Origin of the sequence: Burkholderia sp. B21-005 (assembly GCF_020843965.1) — a bacterium.
Classification (GTDB): domain Bacteria; phylum Pseudomonadota; class Gammaproteobacteria; order Burkholderiales; family Burkholderiaceae; genus Burkholderia; species Burkholderia ambifaria.
The window spans coordinates 2,914,312-2,935,560 of sequence record NZ_CP086301.1 but is presented as its reverse complement, the minus strand read 5'-3'; the positions used below and the strand labels follow the sequence as shown (position 1 = coordinate 2,935,560).

The 21,249-nt window shown below is 66.0% G+C and carries 20 protein-coding genes and 1 tRNA gene; 15 read left to right on the top strand and 6 right to left on the bottom strand.

The window, feature by feature from the left end; translation table 11 throughout:
* The first annotated feature begins 81 nt into the window (after positions 1 to 81).
* Positions 82 to 1,284 carry a porin gene (locus LMA02_RS13690; protein WP_228905579.1) on the top strand — a complete coding sequence of 401 codons (1,203 nt, stop codon included), beginning with the start codon at positions 82 to 84 and terminating at the stop codon, positions 1,282 to 1,284.
* 127 nt (positions 1,285 to 1,411) lie between these two features.
* The gene (locus LMA02_RS13685; RefSeq protein ID WP_228905577.1) at positions 1,412 to 1,696 is read left to right on the top strand and encodes a PAAR domain-containing protein; all 285 of its coding nucleotides are present in this window, start codon (positions 1,412 to 1,414) and stop codon (positions 1,694 to 1,696) included.
* Between the two features lie 43 nt (positions 1,697 to 1,739).
* On the opposite strand, the gene LMA02_RS13680 is transcribed toward LMA02_RS13685, so the two are convergent.
* Together LMA02_RS13680 and LMA02_RS13675 are read right to left on the bottom strand one after the other, a co-directional pair.
* A complete protein-coding gene (locus tag LMA02_RS13680) occupies positions 1,740 to 2,051 on the bottom strand; it encodes a cupin domain-containing protein (RefSeq protein WP_006751320.1) in 312 nt (103 codons plus the stop codon).
* An 82-nt stretch (positions 2,052 to 2,133) separates the two neighbouring features.
* Positions 2,134 to 2,817 carry a DJ-1/PfpI family protein gene (locus LMA02_RS13675; protein ID WP_228905575.1) on the bottom strand — a complete coding sequence of 228 codons (684 nt, stop codon included), beginning with the start codon at positions 2,815 to 2,817 and terminating at the stop codon, positions 2,134 to 2,136.
* A 114-nt stretch (positions 2,818 to 2,931) separates the two neighbouring features.
* On the opposite strand from LMA02_RS13675, the gene LMA02_RS13670 reads away from it, so the two are divergent.
* The 4 genes from LMA02_RS13670 to LMA02_RS13655 all read left to right on the top strand — a co-directional run bounded on the left by LMA02_RS13670 (position 2,932) and on the right by LMA02_RS13655 (position 7,339).
* Complete coding sequence (locus LMA02_RS13670) at positions 2,932 to 3,900, top strand: GlxA family transcriptional regulator (RefSeq protein WP_228905568.1); 969 nt, start codon at positions 2,932 to 2,934, stop codon at positions 3,898 to 3,900.
* 199 nt (positions 3,901 to 4,099) lie between these two features.
* Positions 4,100 to 5,071, top strand: a complete 972-nt coding sequence (locus LMA02_RS13665) for a LysR family transcriptional regulator (protein WP_105784989.1) — start codon at positions 4,100 to 4,102, stop codon at positions 5,069 to 5,071.
* Between the two features lie 912 nt (positions 5,072 to 5,983).
* On the top strand, positions 5,984 to 6,289 hold the full coding sequence (locus tag LMA02_RS13660; protein ID WP_228905566.1) for a cellulose synthase: 306 nt from the start codon (positions 5,984 to 5,986) through the stop codon (positions 6,287 to 6,289).
* A 99-nt stretch (positions 6,290 to 6,388) separates the two neighbouring features.
* The gene (locus LMA02_RS13655) at positions 6,389 to 7,339 is read left to right on the top strand and encodes a hypothetical protein (RefSeq protein WP_228905564.1); all 951 of its coding nucleotides are present in this window, start codon (positions 6,389 to 6,391) and stop codon (positions 7,337 to 7,339) included.
* A 143-nt stretch (positions 7,340 to 7,482) separates the two neighbouring features.
* Here the strand turns inward: LMA02_RS13655 and LMA02_RS13650 are convergent.
* The 4 genes from LMA02_RS13650 to LMA02_RS13635 form a co-directional block, all read right to left on the bottom strand.
* Positions 7,483 to 7,559, bottom strand: a tRNA-Met gene (locus LMA02_RS13650).
* Between the two features lie 118 nt (positions 7,560 to 7,677).
* Entirely contained in the window at positions 7,678 to 9,336 is a 1,659-nt protein-coding gene (locus LMA02_RS13645) for an MFS transporter (RefSeq protein WP_228905562.1), read from the bottom strand.
* Between the two features lie 229 nt (positions 9,337 to 9,565).
* Entirely contained in the window at positions 9,566 to 11,131 is a 1,566-nt protein-coding gene (locus LMA02_RS13640; protein ID WP_228905561.1) for a sensor histidine kinase, read from the bottom strand.
* A 16-nt stretch (positions 11,132 to 11,147) separates the two neighbouring features.
* On the bottom strand, positions 11,148 to 11,876 hold the full coding sequence (locus LMA02_RS13635; protein WP_012364629.1) for a response regulator transcription factor: 729 nt from the start codon (positions 11,874 to 11,876) through the stop codon (positions 11,148 to 11,150).
* A gap of 187 nt (positions 11,877 to 12,063) precedes the next feature.
* Here LMA02_RS13635 and recA point away from each other — a divergent pair, with 187 nt between their 5' ends.
* The 9 genes from recA (at position 12,064) to LMA02_RS13590 (ending at position 21,239) form a co-directional block, all read left to right on the top strand.
* A complete protein-coding gene (gene recA, locus LMA02_RS13630; protein WP_284894758.1) occupies positions 12,064 to 13,143 on the top strand; it encodes a recombinase RecA in 1,080 nt (359 codons plus the stop codon).
* Entirely contained in the window at positions 13,143 to 14,012 is an 870-nt protein-coding gene (recX, locus tag LMA02_RS13625) for a recombination regulator RecX (RefSeq protein WP_228905560.1), read from the top strand. Before recA ends, recX begins: the two co-directional genes overlap by 1 nt.
* A 145-nt stretch (positions 14,013 to 14,157) precedes the next feature.
* On the top strand, positions 14,158 to 14,766 hold the full coding sequence (locus LMA02_RS13620) for a DUF2889 domain-containing protein (protein ID WP_006755513.1): 609 nt from the start codon (positions 14,158 to 14,160) through the stop codon (positions 14,764 to 14,766).
* A gap of 68 nt (positions 14,767 to 14,834) precedes the next feature.
* Positions 14,835 to 16,001, top strand: a complete 1,167-nt coding sequence (gene sucC / locus LMA02_RS13615) for an ADP-forming succinate--CoA ligase subunit beta (RefSeq protein WP_014896152.1) — start codon at positions 14,835 to 14,837, stop codon at positions 15,999 to 16,001.
* A 68-nt stretch (positions 16,002 to 16,069) separates the two neighbouring features.
* On the top strand, positions 16,070 to 16,951 hold the full coding sequence (sucD, locus tag LMA02_RS13610) for a succinate--CoA ligase subunit alpha (RefSeq protein ID WP_006477916.1): 882 nt from the start codon (positions 16,070 to 16,072) through the stop codon (positions 16,949 to 16,951).
* A 158-nt stretch (positions 16,952 to 17,109) separates the two neighbouring features.
* Complete coding sequence (locus tag LMA02_RS13605; protein ID WP_166723955.1) at positions 17,110 to 17,814, top strand: TerC family protein; 705 nt, start codon at positions 17,110 to 17,112, stop codon at positions 17,812 to 17,814.
* 97 nt (positions 17,815 to 17,911) lie between these two features.
* On the top strand, positions 17,912 to 18,508 hold the full coding sequence (locus LMA02_RS13600; RefSeq protein WP_324251208.1) for a pilin: 597 nt from the start codon (positions 17,912 to 17,914) through the stop codon (positions 18,506 to 18,508).
* A gap of 162 nt (positions 18,509 to 18,670) precedes the next feature.
* Positions 18,671 to 20,449 (top strand): PglL family O-oligosaccharyltransferase, encoded by a 1,779-nt coding sequence (locus LMA02_RS13595; RefSeq protein WP_228905555.1) that lies wholly within the window; start codon positions 18,671 to 18,673, stop codon positions 20,447 to 20,449.
* A 439-nt stretch (positions 20,450 to 20,888) separates the two neighbouring features.
* The gene (locus LMA02_RS13590) at positions 20,889 to 21,239 is read left to right on the top strand and encodes a TonB family protein (protein WP_105787010.1); all 351 of its coding nucleotides are present in this window, start codon (positions 20,889 to 20,891) and stop codon (positions 21,237 to 21,239) included.
* Positions 21,240 to 21,249 lie beyond the last annotated feature (10 nt).

Sequence of the window (21,249 nt, the reverse complement as noted above, 5' to 3'; positions counted from 1 at the left end):
TTTGCACCGGAGCAGGCCGCGCGCCTGCGGGGGGCGTGCGCCCGTGTGTCGCCATTCGACCCGCGCACTGGAGATCGTTCGATGAAGAAGAAGCTGTTGGCCGGCGCGGGTGTCGCGCTGATCGCGGGTGCGGCGCACGCCCAGAGCAGCGTCACGCTGTACGGCATTATCGATGAGGGGCTGACCTATGCGAGCAACATCGCGACGCCCGGCCCGAACGGCGCGGTGAGCGGCAAGCCCGCGCTGCGGATGCTGGGCGGCGTGCAGCAGGCAAGCCGCTGGGGGCTGCGCGGCAGCGAGGATCTCGGCGGCGGGCTGGCGGCGGTCTTCACGCTCGAGAACGGTTTCGATCCGAGCACCGGCAAGCTCGGGCAGGGCGGGCTGATCTTCGGCAAGAAGGCGTTCGTCGGGCTGTCAGGGCCGTTCGGCACCGTCACGCTCGGGCGGCAGTACGACACCAATGTCGACTTCCTCGGGCCGCTCGAGGCCGCCGCGCTGTTCGGCGGCTACATGGTCGCGCACCCCGGCGACCTCGACAACGTGAACAACGCGAACTCGACCAACAACGCGATCAAGTTCACGAGCAACGACTACGGCGGGGTCCGCTTCGCGGCGATGTATGGGGTGGGCGGCATCGCGGGCGCGGCGACGCGCAACCAGGTGTGGTCGGCAACAGTCGGCTACACGCGCGGGCCGCTCGCGGTGGCGGCCGGCTACCTCAATGCGCGCAACCCGAACGTGTCGTTCTTCGGCACGACCGGCAGCCCCGCGCCGACCGTGGGCGGCGTGCCAGGCAACAACATGCTGTCGCCGGTGTATTCCGGCTATGCATCCGCGCGCACGCTGCAGGTCGCGGCGGTCGGCGGCACCTATGCGATCGGCGCGATGACGCTCGGCGCGATGTATACGAACACGTCGTTCCGCCAGCTCGGCGACCTGTCGTCCGGGCCGAACCCGGGCGGCGTGGCCGGCAACGCGGTGTTCAACAACGCGGAGGCGAGCGTGCGCTATCAGTTCATGCCTTACCTGTTCGGCGGCGTGGCGTACGACTACACGCGGGGCGGCGGCGTGAACGGCCGCGACGGCGCGACGTATCACCAGGTCGCGGCGGGGCTCGACTATTTCCTGTCGAAGCGCACCGACGTCTACGTGAGCGCCGTCTATCAGCGCGCATCGGGCACCGACTCGACGGGGCACTTGGCAGTCGCGGCGATCAACGGGCCGGGTGCATCCGCGAACGACCGGCAGTTCCTGGCGCGGGTCGGCATGCGGCACAAGTTCTGATCCGCACGGCGGCGCTCGAGCGCGCGGTGATATCCTCGCGAAACGCCCGCGACCGACGGGCGGATACCGACTGCCCGGACGCGGCCCGACGCCGTGCCGCGCGGCGTTTCCGAGGGAGAGCCGAACCATGAGCCGCAAATTCATTCTGAAGGGCGACACGACCGACCGTGGCGGCGTCGTGCTCGACGGCATCGCCAATTCGTCGTTCGACGGCCGCGAGCTCGCCTATCTCGGCGCGCCCGTGTTCTGCGCCGCGTGCAAGACCCAGGGCGTGATCGTGTCCGACGGCGGCGAGCGGACGATGACCGTGATGGGCAAGGTCGTCGCGCTCGAACACGACCTGTGCCAGTGCCAGTGCACGCCGCAGCCGAAGCTGATCCCGTCGCAGGGCACGGGCACCATCTCGGGCTGATGCCCGTCGAATCGGTGCGACGCCCGCCGCGGGCTGCCCGTCGTCAGACGCTGCCTTCGGTCTCGATCACCAGGATGCGTGCTTCGCCGAGCGGGTGCGCGACGTGTTCGGTGCCGATCGTCGCGTGGAATACGTCTCCCGTTTCGAGCACCGTCGCGTGCTCGATGCCCGCTTCCCGGTAGCGCATCTCGACACGGCCGTCGAGCACCGCGAAAACTTCCTCTCCATCGTTCACATGCCACCGGTACGGCTGATCGGTCCAGTGCAGGCGGACCGTGATGCCGTTCAGGTTCGCGATGTCCAGCGCGCCCCATGGGCGTTCGGCGGTGAACGCGGTGCTGCGGATGATGTTCATCGATAGGTCCGTGAGTGTGGATGCCGCGCAGGGCGGGCGGCGTGGTCGCGTCGCTTGCCCGCGGGATTCAGTGTGCTCGGGATCAGCGCGCCATCGCGCGCAAGGCCGCGTCGATCGTCTGCCTGCGCTTCTCCAGCGCTGCCGCCGAGCGCTCGGTCACGCGCTTCAGGACCGACGCGGGTGCCGTATCCGGCGAGCCCGCGTCGAACGGCGGCGCGGGCGCGTATTCGAGCGCCAGCTGGATCGACTGCGCCTCTTCGTCGCCAACGAGTTCGGCGGCGATCGTCAATGCGAAGTCGATGCCGGCCGTCACGCCGCCGCCGGTGATCAGGTTGCCGTCGCGCACCACGCGCTCGCGCACCGGCACCGCACCGAGCGGCTCGAGCAGCCCGTGAAACGCCCAGTGCGTCGTCGCGCGGCGTCCGCGCAGCAGGCCGGCCACGCCGAGCAGCAGCGCGCCCGTGCAGACCGACGTCACGTAGCGCGCGGTGGCCGCGCGCTGCTGCACGAACGCGATCGTTTCCGCATCGAGCAGCAGGTTGTTGATTCCGATTCCGCCGGGCACGCAGATCACGTCGAGCGGCGGGCAGTCGTCGAACGTGCAGGTCGGCGTGAGCGCGAGGCCGCTGCTCGACGCGACGGTGTCGTGCGATTTCCAGACCAGGTGGACAGCCGCGTCGGGCAGCGAGGCGAGCACGTCGTGCGGGCCGGTGAGATCGAGTTGCTGGACGCCCGGAAACACGAGAAGGCCGATATGCAGGGTCATGCGAACACTCCGTGGGGAAGGGGGCGCCGCGACCGGCGCACGATGGACAGATCGATTCTAGGCGCGTAGTGTTTGGCGAAATTGCCATATCACCCACGTTTTCAGCCAATCGCTATGTCTACCGCGCCGCGCTCGATCCTGATTCTCGCGTTCCCCCGTGCGCAGTTGCTCGACGTGAGCGGGCCGCTGCAGGTGTTCGCGTCCGTCAACGAACTCGCCGAGGAACGTGGTCAGCCCGCGCCGTATGCGCCGCGCGTCGTCGCCGCCGAGGCCGGGCCGCTCGAGACGTCGTCCGGTCTCGTCGTGATGGCCGATTCGCTGCGCTCCGCCGGACGGCCGGATACGGTGATCGTGGCCGGCGGCAAGGGCGTGCGCGCCGCGTCGCAGGATGCGCGGATGGTGCGCTGGGTCCGGCAGCAGGCGCAGCGCGCGCGACGGGTCGCGTCGGTCTGCACTGGCGCGTTCCTGCTCGCCGAGGCCGGCCTGCTCGACGGGCGGCGGGCGGTCACGCACTGGGCGCGCTGCGACGAATTCGCGGCGCGTTACCCGAACGTGCGCGTCGAGCCCGATCCGATCTTCATCCGCGAAGGCGCGCTGTGGACGTCGGCCGGCGTGACGGCCGGCATCGATCTCGCGCTCGCGCTCGTCGAGGAGGATCTCGGGCGGGCGGTCGCGCTCGACGCCGCGCGCGAACTCGTCGTGTTCCTGAAGCGGCCGGGCGGGCAGGCACAGTTCAGCGCGATGCTGTCGATGCAGCGTACCGACGACCGCTTCGGCGAACTGCATGCATGGATCGCCGAGCACCTGACGGCCGACCTGTCGGTGCCCGCGCTCGCCGAGCGCGTCAGCATGAGCGAGCGCAGCTTCGTGCGCCACTACCGCACGGGGACCGGCCGCACGCCCGCGCGCGCGGTCGAACAGATTCGCGTCGAGGCCGCGCAGCGTTTGCTCGGTGAAACTGCGTGGCCCGTCAAGCGGATCGCCACGCGGTGCGGCTTCGGTTCGGAAGAGACGCTGCGGCGCAGTTTCGTGCGCGTGCTCGGCGTGTCGCCGCAGGGCTATCGCGAGCGGTTCGTGCGGTAACGCACGGGCGTGCCGCGGGCGGCCGGCGCGCGGCAGCCGGGGACGGAACGATCGTCGTGTCGAACTGAACGAAAGCCGGTTACTTTCCAGTCCGAAGCGCGTTGACTATTCAGAAGTGGAGACCAATGGACGGGGGCTTGTGCCGCGCCCGTTGCGCGCTCTATTCTGTCCTGTTGGCGATTCGAAGGGGGGGCGCAGCATGGACCGCATCCAGGCAATGGAAGTTTTCACCCGCGTGGTCGACGCGAACAGCTTTACGCGCGCGGCCGACACGCTCGCGATGCCGCGCGCATCGGTCACGACCATCATCCAGAATCTCGAGGCGCTGCTCGGCGTGCGGCTGATGCACCGGACGACGCGCCGGCTGTCGCTGACGCCGGAGGGCGCCGCGTACTACGAGCATTGCATGAAGATCATCTCGGAGATCGCGGAGGCCGACGCGAGTTTCCAGTCCGGCAACCGCAAGCCGAGCGGCGTGCTGCGCGTGCACATGCCGAGCTCGCTCGGGCGGCGCGTGGTGTTGCCGGCGCTGTCGATCTTCCGGCAGCGCTATCCGGACATCACGCTCGACCTCGGCTTGTCGGACCGCTACGTCGATCCGGTCGAGGAGGGCATCGACTGCATGATCCGGGTCGGGCCGCTCGAGGATTCGTCGATGGTCGCGCGGCGGATCGGGATGCTCAAGCGCGTGACCTGCGCGTCGCCCGACTATCTGGCGCGTCACGGCGAGCCGCAGGAGATCGCCGACCTGGCCGACCATCATGCGGTCAATTTCCGCGCGAGCCACGGCGCGCGGGCGATTCCGTGGGTGTTCATGATCGACGGCAAGCCGCTCGAGGTGCGGATGAACGGCAGTGTCACCGTCAACGATTCGGATGCGTACGTGACGTGCGGGCTCGAAGGGTTCGGGATGATCCAGCCGACGCTGTTCATGGTGCTGCCGAACCTGCGCGACGGCTCGCTGGTCGAGGTGCTGCCCGACTGCAATCCGAAGCCCAAGCCGATCTCGATCGTGTATCCGCACAACCGGCATCTGTCGCAGAAGGTGCGGGTGTTCGCGGACTGGCTGGCGGAGCTGTTCGAGTCGACGCCGGCGCTGGAGGGCGGCGAGAACTGGCGCGGGAAGGTGCGTGCGGATGCCGTGGAGGAGCGCGGATCGGTGGTGGCGTAGCGCCGCGCGCGTGGCCAGAAGGACGGGCGACGCTGCGTGTGCCGGATGAAGCAATGAAAAAAGCCGCTGTTCCTTGCGGAACAGCGGCTTTTCGCATTTGGTGGCGAATCAGGGATTCGAACCCCGGACCTGCGGATTATGATTCCACCGGAATTATCAATAAAAACAATGCTGTAAAGGGAATTCCTGCACCGCAATCTAGCAAGATTTCTCCCTCTAAACTCCCTATCTCCGCGAGCCCGCCCACAACGTTGCGGTGCAATTTCAGGTCACGTCGTGGCTCGCGTCTCCAACTGCAACTTCGCCCTGTTGTGCACTGAATCTAACGTGCTCCCGTCGGCCGTCGGGCCAAATTTTCGTTACCAAACCAGTTGGAGTTAGAGCGTCGTGAACGTAGATGGGGTGGCCGGCGCTGAGATGGCTAGCCGCTGCTCGCCCATCATCGCGTGACAGAAGCTTTTCCCATCGAGCGAAGCTCATCTCGGTGAGGTCGAGCGAGTCAGATTCTTTCGAGTTGAGCGGCTTGAGCATATGTACTTTGCGGGTTGAGATCCGTTGGTCTAATCGGATGTTGCTATCCGATAGAAAAATTTTTTGCCACCGTGGACGTGGTCGCATATCTCCGATGGTTGTGCGAGTCGATACGTGCTGAACGTCGATCTGAATTTTCTTAGATTATTCAAGTAATTAATTGTTCCTTTGTAATTCAATTCGTCTATCAAGCGCGTGTGGTCTGTTGGGACTAAAGCGGATCAAATGATTCTACTAAATGATCATATTTAGTGGGGTGAATGGGGTGCATTTGGTGAACTGCAATTCTTCGGGGGATTGTGGCTTTGCGGCGCGCTGTGTACTGTTCGTCTGCGTTCGATTCACGGTGACGCTTTCGATAATTAAAGATCGGTGATATCCATGGCAAAACAAAAACTTACCATTTTGGCGATTGCATCAAATTCCGGAACTTCTAAGAAAACGGGTCTGCCATTCGAGATTCGGACAGCCCATTGCGTACTTACTCAACATTCTGAAGCTGGGGGTGAGCAAGTTGTCGTTGGTACGATCAATTTGCCTCGCGAATTCAAGGATATTCAGCCGGGCGATTATCTGGCTGAGTTTTCGTTCGGTATGGGTTACGGACAAGATCAAGGCCGCTTGGTGCCGCAGATTGTCTCGTTGTCGCCATTCGGACCGGCGAAACCGCAGCCGAAGGCGGCATAAGCGATGTATCGCCTGGTGGTCGTTGCTGTTGCGCTGGTGGTGGTGCGTGAGGGCTTCCGGCGTTGTTTGGCCTTTGTGCGCGGTTGAGTCGGAGGGCGTATGGCGCTGACGGCGATTGTTTGTGGGCCTGCTGGTGTTGCTGGCGTTACGTATGTGTCGTCGGGTGGGCATTCGGTGGTGTGCGGCACTGATTCGGTAGGGAATACGTTGCAGTTGCAAGTTTCGACGCTTGCGAGTGATGAGCCGGTGGCCGGTGGCGAGACGGTGGGCCTTGAGATCGGTGGGGCTGTGTTGGCAGTGCTGGGGGTGGCTTATGGCCTGCGGGTGCTGCGTGACCATTTCAATTCGGGCGGGGAGACGTGCTCGCCATGCTGCGTCTGGACGGACATGAGTCTTTTTCGGTATCCGAAAGCGAAGCACGCGCGGAAGTTTGTCCCCCCGGTATACAAGCGCTACCAGACATACAAGCGCTGGTTACAAGTCGAATTTTCGCGCGTGTGTGTGTATTGTCGACAGCCGGATAGTAGTGCACCGAATTTGAACTTCGGTGCGGACCATTACCGGCCCAAAGGCAACACCCGCTTCGCGCATTTGGTTTGCGATTACGATAACCTCTATTATTGTTGCGGGAGTTGTAACAGTCGAAAGAGTGATGATTGGCCCGCAGATGAGTCGGCTGGGCCTTTTGTAGTGAATCCGTGTGACCACGAGATGGCGAGTCATCTCCGTTTTGATGCGACGACCGGGGAGATTCGTGCAACGTCCGATTATGGTCGGCACACGGAGGCGCTACTTCAGTTGAATGATCCAGAGTCAGTGGAGTACCGCAAAAGCACCATGTTGATGGTTGGTCTGTTGACGGCCGAGATTGCTCGGCTTGCGGATGAACAGAAAGAGTGTGAAGCGGATCTTCGTGACGGCGTGTTGTCACAAACTGAATTTGATGCTGAGGTTGCGACGATCCAAGCCGCCCGAGGCTCGTTCGAAACCAGCTTGTTGAGACTGACTGGCGGCGCACCCTTGGCGTTATCTAGAAAGCGGTCCGCATAGGGGGCGGATGGCCTCTAGTTCGCGGCGTCGATTGGGATGCCTCGTAGGCGGTGTGAGGGGGCAGTGCTACGACATTTGCGGAGCGATGTCGTGTTTGCGGAGCAAAGAAAAAGGGCCCAGCTTGCGCTGAGCCCTTTCGCATTTGGTGGCGAATCAGGGATTCGAACCCCGGACCTGCGGATTATGATTCCGTCGCTCTAACCGACTGAGCTAATTCGCCGAAGAATTGAATTATGCAGATGTGCCGCCGGGCTGTCAACACCTTTTTTCATCTTCCCTGAAAAAAGTTGCCGGCGGCCCGGGTTGCAGGCGGGGTGCCCCCCGCCTGCCCGACCTCATCAATCCTGCGCGTAGATGTTCGAGTCCTTCGTCTCCTTGACGAACAGCAGACCGATCACGAACGTGCCCAGCGCGATCACGATCGGATACCAGAGCCCCGAATAGATGTTGCCCTTCGCCGCGACGATCGCGAACGCGGTCGCCGGCAGGAAGCCGCCGAACCAGCCGTTGCCGATGTGATAGGGCAGCGACATCGACGTGTAGCGGATCCGCGTCGGGAACATCTCGACCAGCATCGCGGCGATCGGGCCGTAGACCATCGTCACATAGATCACGAGGATCGTCAGTATCACGATCGTCATCGGCCAGTTGAGCTGCGCCGGGTCGGCCTTGGCCGGATAGCCGGCGCCCTTCAGCGTCGACGCGAGCGTCTTGTCGAACGCCGCGCCCTGCGCCTTCGCATCGGCCGCCTTGCCGTCATAGGCCGGGATCACCGTGTCGCCCACCTTGATCTGGGCGGTCGAGCCTGCCGGCGCCGCGACGTTCTCGTAGTTCAGGCCGGCCTTCGCGAGCGCGCTCTTCACGATGTCGCACGAGCTCGTGAACTTCGACGTGCCCACCGGGTTGAACTGGAACGAGCAGGTGGCCGGATCGGCGATGACCGAGATCGGTGCCTTCTGCGTCGCGAGTTCGAGCTGCGGGTTCGCGTAGTGCGTGAGCGCCTTGAACAGCGGGAAGTAGGTGAGCGCCGCGATCAGGCAGCCGGCGAGGATGATCGGCTTGCGGCCGATCCGGTCCGACAGCGAGCCGAAGAACAGGAAGAACGGCGTGCCGATCAGGAGGGCGATCGCGATCAGGATGTTCGCGCTGGCACCGTCGACCTTCAGCGTCTGCGTGAGGAAGAACAGCGCGTAGAACTGGCCCGTGTACCAGACCACGGCCTGGCCGGCGGTCAGGCCGACGAGCGCGATGATCACGATCTTCAGGTTCTTCCACTGGCCGAACGCTTCGGTCAGCGGCGCCTTCGACGTCTTGCCCTCGGCCTTGATGCGCAGGAACACCGGCGATTCGTTCAGCTGCAACCGGATCCACACCGACACCGCGAGCAGCAGGATCGACGCGACGAACGGTACGCGCCAGCCCCAGCTGCCGAACGATTCCTCGCCGATGAGCGTGCGCACGCCGAGGATCACGAGCAGCGACAGGAACAGGCCGAGCGTCGCGGTCGTCTGGATCCACGCGGTGTAGAAGCCGCGACGGTTCGCCGGCGCATGCTCGGCGACGTAGGTCGCCGCGCCGCCGTACTCGCCGCCGAGCGCGAGGCCCTGCAGCAGCCGCATCGCGATGAAGATCACGGGCGCCGCGATGCCGATCGTCGTGTAGCCGGGCAGGAAGCCGACCACGAAGGTCGAGATGCCCATGATCACGATCGTCACGAGGAACGTGTGCTTGCGGCCGACGAGGTCGCCGAGCCGGCCGAACACGATCGCGCCGAACGGCCGCACGGCGAAGCCGGCCGCGAAGCCGAGCAGCGTGAAGATGAAGGCGGCGGTCGGATTGACCCCGGAGAAGAAGCTCTTGCTGATGTAGGCCGCGAGTGACCCGGCCAGGTAAAAGTCGTACCACTCGAACACGGTGCCGAGCGACGACGCGAAGATCACCTTCTTTTCTTCGGCCGTCATCGGCGAGTGCGAAATTTGCCCGCCTAAGGTTGCCATGAATCGTCTCCAAGTCCCTTGATATAGATATGCGGCCGCCTTGGGTGGGCGGGCCTGTCGACGATTATTGGCACGGAAACTTACGGCGCACTGACTGCCGGGCACAAAACGACTGCGCGTTAACCCGTGCCGAATCACCCGCTTCACCCCTCGATCGGGTGGCAACCGGGCGGTAAAGCGCCGGTTTCGATGCGATCGCGGCGTGGCGCGCGGTGGAGGCTCGCGCGTGTCAGGATGGATCCGCGGCGGGCTCCGACAGCGGCAGGCTGATGCGCACGAGCGTGCCGGCGAGGCGCGGCGCGTGCTGATAGACATGATCGTCGAGCGTCAGCGTGCCGCCGTGCTGCGTCGCGATCTCGCGCACGATCGCGAGCCCGAGGCCGCTGCCGTCGCCTTCGCGGCCGAGAATCCGGTAGAAGCGCTCGACCACGCGGTCGCGTTCGGCAGCCGGGATGCCGGGCCCGGTGTCCTCGACTTCGAGATGCACGCGGCGCGCCGCCGGCTCGGCCCGCACGCGCACGGTGATGCGGCCGCCTTCGGGCGTGTAGCGGATCGCGTTGTCGACCAGGTTGCCGAGCATCTCGCGCAGCATCACGGGATTGCCGTCGACGTCGAGCGGCGCGTCGTCCTCCGGGCCTTCGTAACCGAGGTCCATGCGCTTCGCGAGCGCGGCCTGCACCCAGTCGCGCACTGTGCGGCGCGCCAGCGCGCCGATTTCGACCGGCTCGAACGTCAGCCCGCTCGCGCGGTTCTCGGCGCGCGCGAGCGCGAGCAGTTGCGTGACGAGCCGCGCGGCCTGCTCGGAACTCGTCGCGATCTGTTCGAGCGAGCGCTGCACGTCGGGCGGCACGGGGTGGCGCAACGCGAATTCGGCCTGCGTGCGCAGCCCCGCGAGCGGCGTCTTCATCTGATGCGCGGCGTCGGCGATGAAGCGCTTTTGCAACGCCATGTTCTGCTCGAGCCGCGCGAGCAGGTCGTTGAACGACGTGACGAGCGGCTCGATCTCGGGCGGCGCGCGCTGCGCCTCGACGGGCGACAGGTCGTCGGGCCGCCGCCCGCGGATGTGCGCCTGCAGCGCGTTGAGCGGCGCGAGCCCGCGCGACAGCCCGAACCAGACGAGCAGGATCGCGAGCGGCAGGATCACGAACTGCGGCAGGATCACGCCCTTGATGATGTCGTTCGCGAGTGCGTTGCGCTTGTCGAGCGTCTCGCCGACCTGCACGAGCACGGGCACGGGCACGGACTGCGCGCCGCCCGGCTCCGGCAGTGCGACGGTCGTATACGCGACGCGCACGTCGTTGCCGCGCAAAAGGTCGTCGCGGAACACGACGACGCCTGGCGGCGGCCGGTCCTCGTCGCGCGGCAGCGGCATGTCGGCCTCGCCCGCGACCAGCTCGCCGCGCGTGCCGAGCACCTGGAAGTACACGCTGTCGACGTTGTCCGCGCGCAGGAAGTCGCGCGTCTGCTGCGGCAGCGTCAACTCGGCGACGCCGTTGACCGGATGGATCTGCCGCGCGAGCACGTATGCGTTGGTCTCGAGCGCGCGGTCGAACGGGCCGTTCGCGATCGTCTTCGCGACGAGATAGGTGACGGCGATGCTCATCGGCCACAGCAGCAGCAGCGGCGCGAGCATCCAGTCGAGGATTTCGCCGAACAGCGAGCGCGGGCGCGGCGCCTCGGGCGCATCGGTTTCGTCGGGCGGCGCGAACGGGTTCTCGTAGCGCGCGTCGCGTGCCTCGTCGGCGGCCGATGCCGGCGTGCCGCTCGGGTGGCGGGAATGGGCTGGGGTGGCCATCGCGGCGCGCCCGGCTTCAGCGCAGCGGCGTGCCGGCCACCGCGGGCTGGGGCGCTGCCGTGTCGGCCGGCGCGGCAGGCGCGACCTTCTCGAGGCAATAGCCGAGGCCGCGCACGGTCGAGATCCGCACGCCGCTCGGTTCGATCTTCTTGCGCAGCCGGTGCACGTAGACTTCGATCGCGTTGTTGCTGACTTCCTCGCCCCATTCGCACAGATGATCGACGAGCTGCTCCTTCGACACGAGCCGGCCGATCCGCTGCAGCAGCACCTCGAGCAAGCCGAGCTCGCGCGCGGAGAGATCGAGCACGTGATCGTTCGCATACGCGATGCGGCCGACCTGGTCGAACGCGAGCGAGCCGTGGCGCACGACGGTCGGGCCGCCGCCCGCGCCGCGCCGGGTCAGCGCGCGCACGCGCGCCTCGAGCTCGTTGAGCGCGAACGGCTTGGCCATGTAATCGTCGGCGCCGAGGTCGAGCCCTTTCACGCGTTCGTCGACGCTGTCGGCGGCGGTCAGGATCAGCACGGGGAGGTTGGAATTGCGGGCGCGCAGGCGCTTGAGCACGTCGAGCCCGGACATTTTCGGCAGCCCGAGATCGAGGATCAGCAGGTCGAATGTCTGCATCGACAGCGCCGTATCGGCGTCGACGCCGCTCTTCACGTGGTCGACCGCATAGCCCGATTGGCGGAGTGACCGGGTGAGGCCGTCCGCGAGTATGCTGTCGTCTTCGGCGATGAGAATTCGCATGGTGCTGACCGATGGCCGGCGGGCATTCGCGCCGGCGCGGCTGTCTCCGAAGTTATTCGTGTACAACGCTCTGCATTGCGGGCTTGCACAAAACACTGTTTTTTTATACAGTGTCTGCATTCATGGGCAGCGCTTGAAAGTTGGCGCGCCTCTAACAGACGCTGCTCATCATAGCAAAGGACGATTCATGGAAGATAGCAAGAAGGGCTCCGGGATGACCGCCGAGAAGAGCAAGGCGCTGGCGGCCGCACTCGCACAGATCGAGAAGCAGTTCGGCAAGGGCTCGATCATGCGCATGGGCGACGGCGACGTGGCCGAGAACATCCAGGTCGTGTCCACGGGCTCGCTCGGTCTCGATATCGCGCTCGGCGTCGGCGGCCTGCCGCGCGGCCGGGTCGTCGAGATCTACGGTCCGGAATCGTCGGGTAAAACCACGCTGACGCTGCAGGTCGTCGCCGAGCTGCAGAAGCTGGGCGGCACGGCGGCGTTCATCGACGCGGAGCACGCGCTCGACGTTCAATATGCAGCGAAGCTCGGTGTGAACGTGCCGGAACTGCTGATCTCGCAGCCGGACACCGGCGAGCAGGCGCTCGAAATCACCGACGCGCTGGTGCGCTCGGGCTCGATCGACATGATCGTCATCGACTCGGTCGCGGCGCTCGTGCCGAAGGCCGAAATCGAAGGCGAGATGGGCGATTCGCTGCCGGGCCTGCAGGCCCGCCTGATGTCGCAGGCGCTGCGCAAGCTGACGGGCACGATCAAGCGCACGAACTGCCTCGTGATCTTCATCAACCAGATCCGGATGAAGATCGGCGTGATGTTCGGCAACCCGGAAACCACGACGGGCGGCAACGCGCTGAAGTTCTATTCGTCGGTGCGTCTCGACATCCGCCGGATCGGCTCGATCAAGAAGAACGACGAGGTGATCGGCAACGAAACCCGCGTGAAGGTCGTCAAGAACAAGGTGTCGCCGCCGTTCCGCGAAGCGATCTTCGACATCCTGTATGGCGAAGGCATTTCGCGTCAGGGCGAGATCATCGATCTCGGCGTGCAGGCGAAGATCGTCGACAAGGCGGGTGCCTGGTACAGCTACAACGGCGAGAAGATCGGTCAGGGCAAGGACAACGCGCGTGAATTCCTGCGCGAGAATCCGGAAATCGCGCGCGAGATCGAGAACCGTATCCGCGAATCGCTCGGCGTGGTCACCATGCCTGAAGGTGCGGCTGCGGTCCAGGACGAAGCCGAGGCGATGGACGAAGAAGAGTGATGGTCGGGCGCCGAGGTCAGGCAGGCAAGCCGGAGGAGAGCGACGTGCCCGAAACGGCGGGTCGCTCCGGTCGGCGAGCCGGATCCTCGGGTGCCGACCGGCCGGTCGCAGGCGGCAACGCCGCGAACCGCACCGCGACGAGGGCATCCGACGATGCCCTCGTTTCGTTTGAGATTGCCGCGCCGGACGATCCGTTCGACGACGACGAATCGTTCGACGCGCACGACCGCTCCCGCCGTCGTGTTTCCGGCGTCAGCTTCCCCGGCGAGCGCGCAGCCGATGCGTCGGCGCCGGCCAGGGAAGACGTCTATACCCGCAGCAGCCAGCATCCGCGCCGCACCCGCCGGGCGTCCGGCGCGTCTTCAAGCACGTCTGCCGGCGACGATCCGGGCGCCAGCCAGCGCAAGTCGTCGAAGCCGCCGCGTTCGTTGAAGGGCCGCGCGCTCGGCTATCTGTCCAGGCGCGAATACAGCCGCGCGGAACTCGCGCGCAAGCTGGGGCCGTACGTCGGCGAAGACGAATCCGTCGAGCCGGTGCTCGATGCGCTGGAAAAGGAAGGCTGGCTGTCCGACGCGCGCTTTGCCGAGAGCCTCGTGCATCGCCGCGCGTCGCGCGTCGGCGCCGCGCGCATCGTCAGCGAACTGAAGCGTCACGCGGTCGGCGACACGCTCGTCGAGGAAGTCAACGCGCAGTTGCGCGAGACCGAATGGACACGTGCGCAGGCCGTCTGGCGCAAGAAATTCGGTGCACTGCCGCAAACGCCGGCCGAGCGCGCGAAGCAGGCGCGCTTCCTTGCCGCGCGCGGCTTCTCGAGCGGGATCATCGTGAAGTTGCTGAAGGTCGGCGACGATTTCCTGGTCGACGACTGACCGGCTCGTCACGCGCGCTGCGCGCGATTTTGCTGCAATGCAACCGTTTCCGGACAGGCGGGAATACCCGCCGTCGCGGCCGGCTGCCTCAAATACCCGATATGCTAAAATCCACGGGTTTTCCTCTTCGGCCTCAACCTCCAGCATGCCGCTATCCGAGCCCGTGCCCCGTCAGTTGCGACATCGACGCGCAATCCGAGCGGAAGCCTACGAGCGCGGCGACGGCTTGTGGGACATCGAAGCCTGCCTGACCGACCACAAGCCGCGCGATGTCGCGCTTGCGTCGGGCATCCGGCCCCAGGGCCTGCCGATCCACGAACTCTGGCTGCGCGTGACTATCGATCGTGATCTCAACGTCGTCGACGCCGAAGCGTCTTCGGAATGGGTTCCCTATCCCGGTCACTGTCAATCCGCCTCTCCCGCCTATCGGGCCCTCATCGGGCTCAATCTCTTCCGCAATTTCCGCCGCAACGCGAACCGGCTGCTCGCCGGCGTCGCAGGCTGTTCCCATCTCACCGAACTGTGCGCCGTGCTGCCGACGGCAGCGATCCAGGCGTTCGCCGGCGATGTGTGGAACGTGCGCGAGGAAGGTGGCGAAGGGCCGGATCATGGCGGTGCGCACGACGAAGCGCCTTTCCAGCTCGGCCGCTGCCGGGCGTTGCGGTTCGACGGCGAGGTCGTGCGGCAGTACTACCCGCGCTGGTATGGCGCGAGCCGGCCGGACGTGCCCGGTGAAGGCAGCACGAAGGAATGAACGGAAATCATTCGAAGAAGCGTCTTAAGCGACTTTTCATCCAACTCTCAGACTGAAGGGAATCACGCATGAAGATTCACGAGTACCAGGGTAAGGAAATCCTGCGGAAATTCGGAGTCGCGGTACCGCGCGGCAAGCCGGCGTTCTCGGTTGACGAGGCCGTCAAGGTGGCAGAAGAGCTGGGCGGCCCGGTGTGGGTCGTGAAGGCTCAGATTCACGCGGGTGGCCGTGGCAAGGGCGGCGGCGTGAAGGTGGCGAAGTCGATCGAGCAGGTTCGCGAATACGCGAACCAGATCCTCGGCATGCAGCTCGTCACGCACCAGACCGGTCCGGAAGGCCAGAAGGTCAACCGTCTGATGGTCGAAGAAGGCGCCGACATCAAGCAGGAACTGTATGTCAGCCTCGTCGTTGACCGCGTGACGCAAAAGATCGTTCTGATGGGTTCGAGCGAAGGCGGCATGGACATCGAGGAAGTTGCCGAAAAGCACCCGGAACTGATCCACAAGGTCATCGTCGAGCCGTCGACGGGCCTGCTCGACGCGCAAGCCGACGACCTCGCCGCGAAGATCGGCGTGCCGGCTGCTTCGATTCCGCAAGCGCGCGCGATCCTGCAAGGCCTGTACAAGGCATTCTGGGAAACCGACGCATCGCTGGCTGAAATCAACCCGCTGAACGTCGCCGGCGACGGCAAGGTCATCGCACTCGACGCGAAGTTCAACTTCGACTCGAACGCGCTGTTCCGCCACCCGGAAATCGTCGCGTACCGCGACCTGGACGAAGAAGATCCGGCTGAAATCGAAGCGTCGAAGTTCGACCTCGCGTACATCTCGCTCGACGGCAACATCGGCTGCCTCGTGAACGGCGCAGGCCTCGCGATGGCGACGATGGACACCATCAAGCTGTTCGGCGGCGAGCCGGCGAACTTCCTGGACGTCGGCGGCGGCGCCACGACCGAGAAGGTCACGGAAGCGTTCAAGCTGATGCTGAAGAACCCGGACCTGAAGGCGATCCTCGTGAACATCTTCGGCGGCATCATGCGCTGCGACGTGATCGCCGAAGGCGTCATCGCCGGTTCGAAGGCCGTGAACCTGAACGTGCCGCTCGTCGTGCGCATGAAGGGCACGAACGAGGACCTGGGCAAGAAGATGCTGGCCGATTCGGGCCTGCCGATCATCTCGGCGGACAGCATGGAAGAGGCTGCGCAGAAGGTCGTCGCGGCTGCCGCAGGCAAATAAGCGCGCTCAATGAATACGCATGGCGGCGCGGTTTGCTCGCGACGCCAATCGAACAGAGGTCAAAATACATGTCGATTCTGATCAACAAGGACACGAAGGTCATCACGCAGGGCATTACCGGCAAAACCGGTCAGTTCCATACGCGCGCCTGCCGTGAATACGCAAACGGCCGCGAAGCATTCGTCGCGGGCGTGAACCCGAAGAAGGCCGGCGAAGATTTCGAAGGCATTCCGATCTACGCGAGCGTCAAGGAAGCGAAGGCAGAAACCGGCGCGACCGTGTCGGTCATCTACGTTCCGCCGGCGGGCGCAGCCGCCGCGATCTGGGAAGCCGTCGAAGCCGACCTGGATCTCGCGATCTGCATCACGGAAGGCATCCCCGTGCGCGACATGATCGAAGTGAAGGACCGCATGCGTCGCGAAGGCCGCAAGACGCTGCTGCTCGGGCCGAACTGCCCGGGCACGATCACGCCGGACGAACTGAAGATCGGCATCATGCCGGGTCACATCCACCGCAAGGGCCGCATCGGCGTCGTGTCGCGTTCGGGCACGCTGACGTATGAAGCCGTTGCACAGCTGACGGCACTGGGCCTCGGCCAGTCGTCGGCAGTCGGTATCGGCGGTGACCCGATCAACGGTCTGAAGCACATCGACGTGATGAAGATGTTCAACGACGATCCGGATACGGATGCAGTCGTGATGATCGGCGAAATCGGCGGTCCGGACGAAGCCAATGCCGCCGAGTGGATCAAGGACAACATGAAGAAGCCGGTCGTCGGCTTCATCGCTGGCGTCACGGCGCCTCCGGGCAAGCGCATGGGCCACGCCGGCGCGCTGATCTCGGGCGGTGCGGATACGGCCGAAGCGAAGCTGGAAATCATGGAAGCGTGCGGCATCACCGTCACGCGCAACCCGTCGGAAATGGGCCGTCTGCTGAAGAAGGCGCTGTAATTCCCGCGTGGTTCGTCCTGCAAAAAACGCCGGCTTAGCCGGCGTTTTTTGTTATGCTCGCGCAATGAATTTGTAAGCCCCGGGCATGCGCGACGCATGTACCGGCAATGAACCGGGCCGCCCGTCAAAGGGTCGTCGCCCCGCACCTATATCCACTCATGCTTGAATTCCTGACGTCGCTGCACTGGGGCGCCGTGTTCCAGATCGTCATCATCGACATCCTGCTCGGCGGTGACAACGCGGTCGTGATCGCGCTCGCATGCCGCAACCTGCCGGCCAACCAGCGGCTGCGCGGCGTCGTGTGGGGCACGGCCGGCGCGATCCTGCTGCGGGTCGTGCTGATCGCATTCGCGGTCGCGCTGCTCGACGTGCCGTTCCTGAAGTTCGGCGGTGGCCTGCTGCTGCTGTGGATCGGCATCAAGCTGATGGCGCCGGACGCCGACGCGCACGACAACGTGAAGCCGGCCGACCGGCTGTGGGACGCGGTGAAGACGATCGTGATCGCCGACGCCGTGATGAGCCTCGACAACGTGATCGCGATCGCCGGCGCGGCCGAGCAGGCCGATCCGTCGCACCGGCTGGCGCTCGTGATCTTCGGGCTCGTCGTCAGCGTGCCGATCATCGTGTGGGGCAGCACGCTGGTGCTGAAGCTGCTCGACCGGTTCCCGATCGTCGTCGCGTTGGGCGCGGGGCTGCTCGGCTGGATCGCCGGCGGGCTGATGGTGCACGACCCGGTCGGCGATCGTTGGCCGGTGCTCGATACGCAGGCCGCGATCTACGGCGCGAGCATCGCCGGCGCACTGTTCGTCGTGGGCGCCGGATACGCGCTCCGGCGCCGCCGCGGCGTTCCGCACCCGCAATAACGTTGGCCGTCCGGCCGACTGCCGGGGCCGCGGCCCGCTGGCTACGATCGAAACGCCTGCCTGATTCGGCAGGCGTTTTTCGTTTCCGGAGCCAGTCATGTTCGAAGCCTTTTCCGTTTCCCTGTTCCGTCGCATCTCCGCCGATCTGCGGCGCGCGCGCCGGCCGGTGCCGCGTTGGCGGCCGGCCGGCTTCACGCTGATCGAGCTGATGATCGTGCTCGCGATCGTCGGCGTGATCGCCGCCTATGCGATTCCCGCGTACCAGGATTACCTCGCGCGGTCGCGCGTCGGCGAGGGGCTCGCGCTCGCGTCGTCCGCGCGGCTCGCGGTCGCCGACAATGCCGCGAGTGGCGCGGGCCTCGATGGCGGCTACAGCCCGCCGGTCGCCACCCGGAACGTCGAATCCGTTCGGATCGACGCCGATACGGGCCAGATCACGGTGGCGTTCACCACCCGCGTCGCCGCGGCCGGCGCGAATACACTCGTCCTGGTGCCGTCCGCGCCGGACAAGGCCGACACCCCCACCGCACGGGTGCCGCTGAAAAAGGGCGCGATGCAGGCCGGCGCAATCGCCTGGGAGTGCTTTGCCGGGGGCAAGGCCGCGTCATCGCTGCCGGCGCCGGGCGCGGGCCCGTTGCCGGCGGAGGCGGCGACGTTGCCCGCGAAATACGCGCCGGCGGAATGCCGCGCATAGTGCAGGCGGCCCGCGGGCCGCTGCGCGGCCGCGCGCACGGCGCGGCGCATGCCGTGCCGGCCGGCCGAGCCGGTCCGCCCGTATCGGGTGACGGCGTGCCGGGGCCGCACAGAGGGGGGAAAGTTTTGTATAGTGCGCCGGTTGCTGACATCCGGTTCGCTCATGCCTTCTACTTTTTCCCGTTCGTTGCCGCTCGTTGCGCTGGCTGTCGCCCTGATCGTGCCGTACTCGATCACGAATCACACGTATCCGATCCCAACCTTCTATTCCGAGTTTGCCGCGCTGGTGCTGTATCTGCTGGTGGGGCTCTCCGTCGTCCTGCTCGCGCGCACGGGCCGCCCGGCCGAGCCGTTCGCCGCGCCGGCCGCGTTCGTCGCGCCGCTCGGGTTCGCGGCGGTGCTGCTCGCGCAGGTCGCGCTGATGCCGCTGAAAGTGCCGTCGATGAACTGGCTGGCGCTCGGCTATCTGGCCGCCGCGCTGGTCGCGATGCAGGCCGGCTACACGCTCTCGCGCGAGGGGCTCGCCGAAGCCACCGCGCGAATGATGGCCGGCGCGCTGCTCGTTGGCGGCGTGTTTGCGGTCGCGAGCCAGGTCGTGCAGTTGTTCCATCTCGAATCCGCGGTGTCGCCGTTCGTCGTCATATACAACATCGCGGTCGATCGCCGTCCGTACGGCAACATGGCGCAGGCGAACCACCTGGCGACCTACATCGCTTTTGCGCTGGCGGGCGCGCTGTATCTGGTGCAGACGCGCCGGCTCGCGGTATGGGCATGGTTCGCGCTGTCGATCGTGCTGTCGGTTGGTCTCGCGCTGACGGTGTCGCGCGGCCCGTGGCTGCAGGTCGCGGTGATGGTCGTCGCGGGCTTCTGGATGGCATGGCTCGAGTCGCGCCGCACGCCGGGCAACCGCCGCGCATGGCTGATACCGGCCGCGCTCGCGGTGGCCTTCGTCGCGGTGAACGTCGCGGTGCGCTGGGCCAACCTGCACTTCCACCTGGGGCTTGCCGAGTCGGCCGCCGAACGGATGCGCGACGCAGGGCAGATCGCGCCGCGGCTCGCGCTGTGGAAGTACGGGCTTGCGATGTTCCGCGAGCATCCGGTGCTCGGCGTCGGCTGGGGCGAATTCCCGTCGCACCAGTTCGCCCTCGTGCGCACGCTCGGCGGTGTCGAGATCGCGAACAACTCGCACGACATTTTCATCGACCTGCTCGCGAAGTCCGGTCTGCTGGGTCTCGGCGTGCTCGTCGTTGCGCTCGTGACGTGGTTCGTGCGCGCGGTGCGCGCGCCGCAGTCGAGCACGCGCGTGTTCGGCCTCGCGCTGATCGGCATCCTGCTGATGCATGCGCTCGTCGAATATCCGCAGCAGTACATGTTCTTCCTGCTGCCGGCGATGTTCGTGATCGGCCTGCTCGACGTGAAGCCGCTGCGCCTCCTGCCGGGCCGCGCGGCGTTCGGGCTGTTCGCGGTGCTGTCGGTCGGCGGCGTGCTGGCGGCGGTGCCCGTGCTGCGCGACTACCAGCGCGCGGAAGTGCTGTATTACGGCAACGATCCGGCCGCGCAGTATCGCGATGCGCCGTCGCTGCTGTTCGGCGCGTGGGGCGATTACGGGGTGGCCACGCTGCTGACGATTTCGCCGGAGAACCTGCCGCTCAAGCTCGTCGCGCACGAGCGCGCGATCGCGCTGCTGCCGGGCGAGACGGTGCTGCGTCGCTATGCGGCGCTGCAGGCGCTGGCCGGTCGGGAAGCCGATGCGCTCGATACGGTCGAGCGCCTGCATGTGTTTGCGAAGGAGTTGAAGGACTGGCCGCAGCAGTTGGCGTTGCTGTACAAGCTGTGCGACCAGCAACCGGCGCTGAAGGCGTTCAAGGCGGCCGTCGTCGCGAAGTACGGCGAAGTGCCGGCTGATGCGGACGATGACGACTCCGACGACGATTCCGAGTGACACCACGCTGAACACCGCGCTGACACCGCGCGGCGCCGGGCGGGGACTCCCGGCGCTGGCCGCATTGCGATGAGGCGGGTGGGCGGTGGCGGGCCGGGACGGTGCGGCGATTGCTTCCCGCAGGGAATGGATGCCTGCCGAATCCGGTGCGATTCGCGTCAACCATTGTCAAATCGCGGCCACGCGCGAGGCGGCGCGTGCACAATGCGCGAAAGCGTTCGCGTGCGCGGCCGCCCGATGCGGGCGGCTGCCGCGAACGCGGCCCCCGGATCTCCGGGAACCCGCCAAGCAGGATCGCGACCGGGCAGCCATTGGTCGTGCGGCCGTAACGGCGCGCCGGTCCGATGGCCGCGGCGCAGGGCGATGCACGCGATGCGGCCGGGCGATGTCCGCCGGCGCGGCGTTCGTCCGGAACAGTACTGAAGAACGATATTCGACCATGGCCCTTCGCTCGACCCTCCTGATCCTGCCTGCCGTCGCCGTGCTGTTTTCCGGCTGCGCGATGCTGTCGTCGTCGCAGGAAAGCAAGCTGACCTGCCACATTCCGCGCGCCGTCTATCCGGATAGCGCGAAGCCGCTCACGCGTCCGGTCACCGTGCTCGTGCGCGCGCTGATGACGACCTCGGGCGAAGCGCAGAACGTCACCGTGACGACGAGCAGCCGCAATGCGGCGGCGGACCGCGCGGCCGTCGACGCGATGACGCACGCGACCTGTGCGCAGACCGGCGCCACCGCGAATCCGTTCCTGCTCACGCAACCGTTCGTGTTCGAGCCGCGACGCGCGCAATGATGGGCGGTCG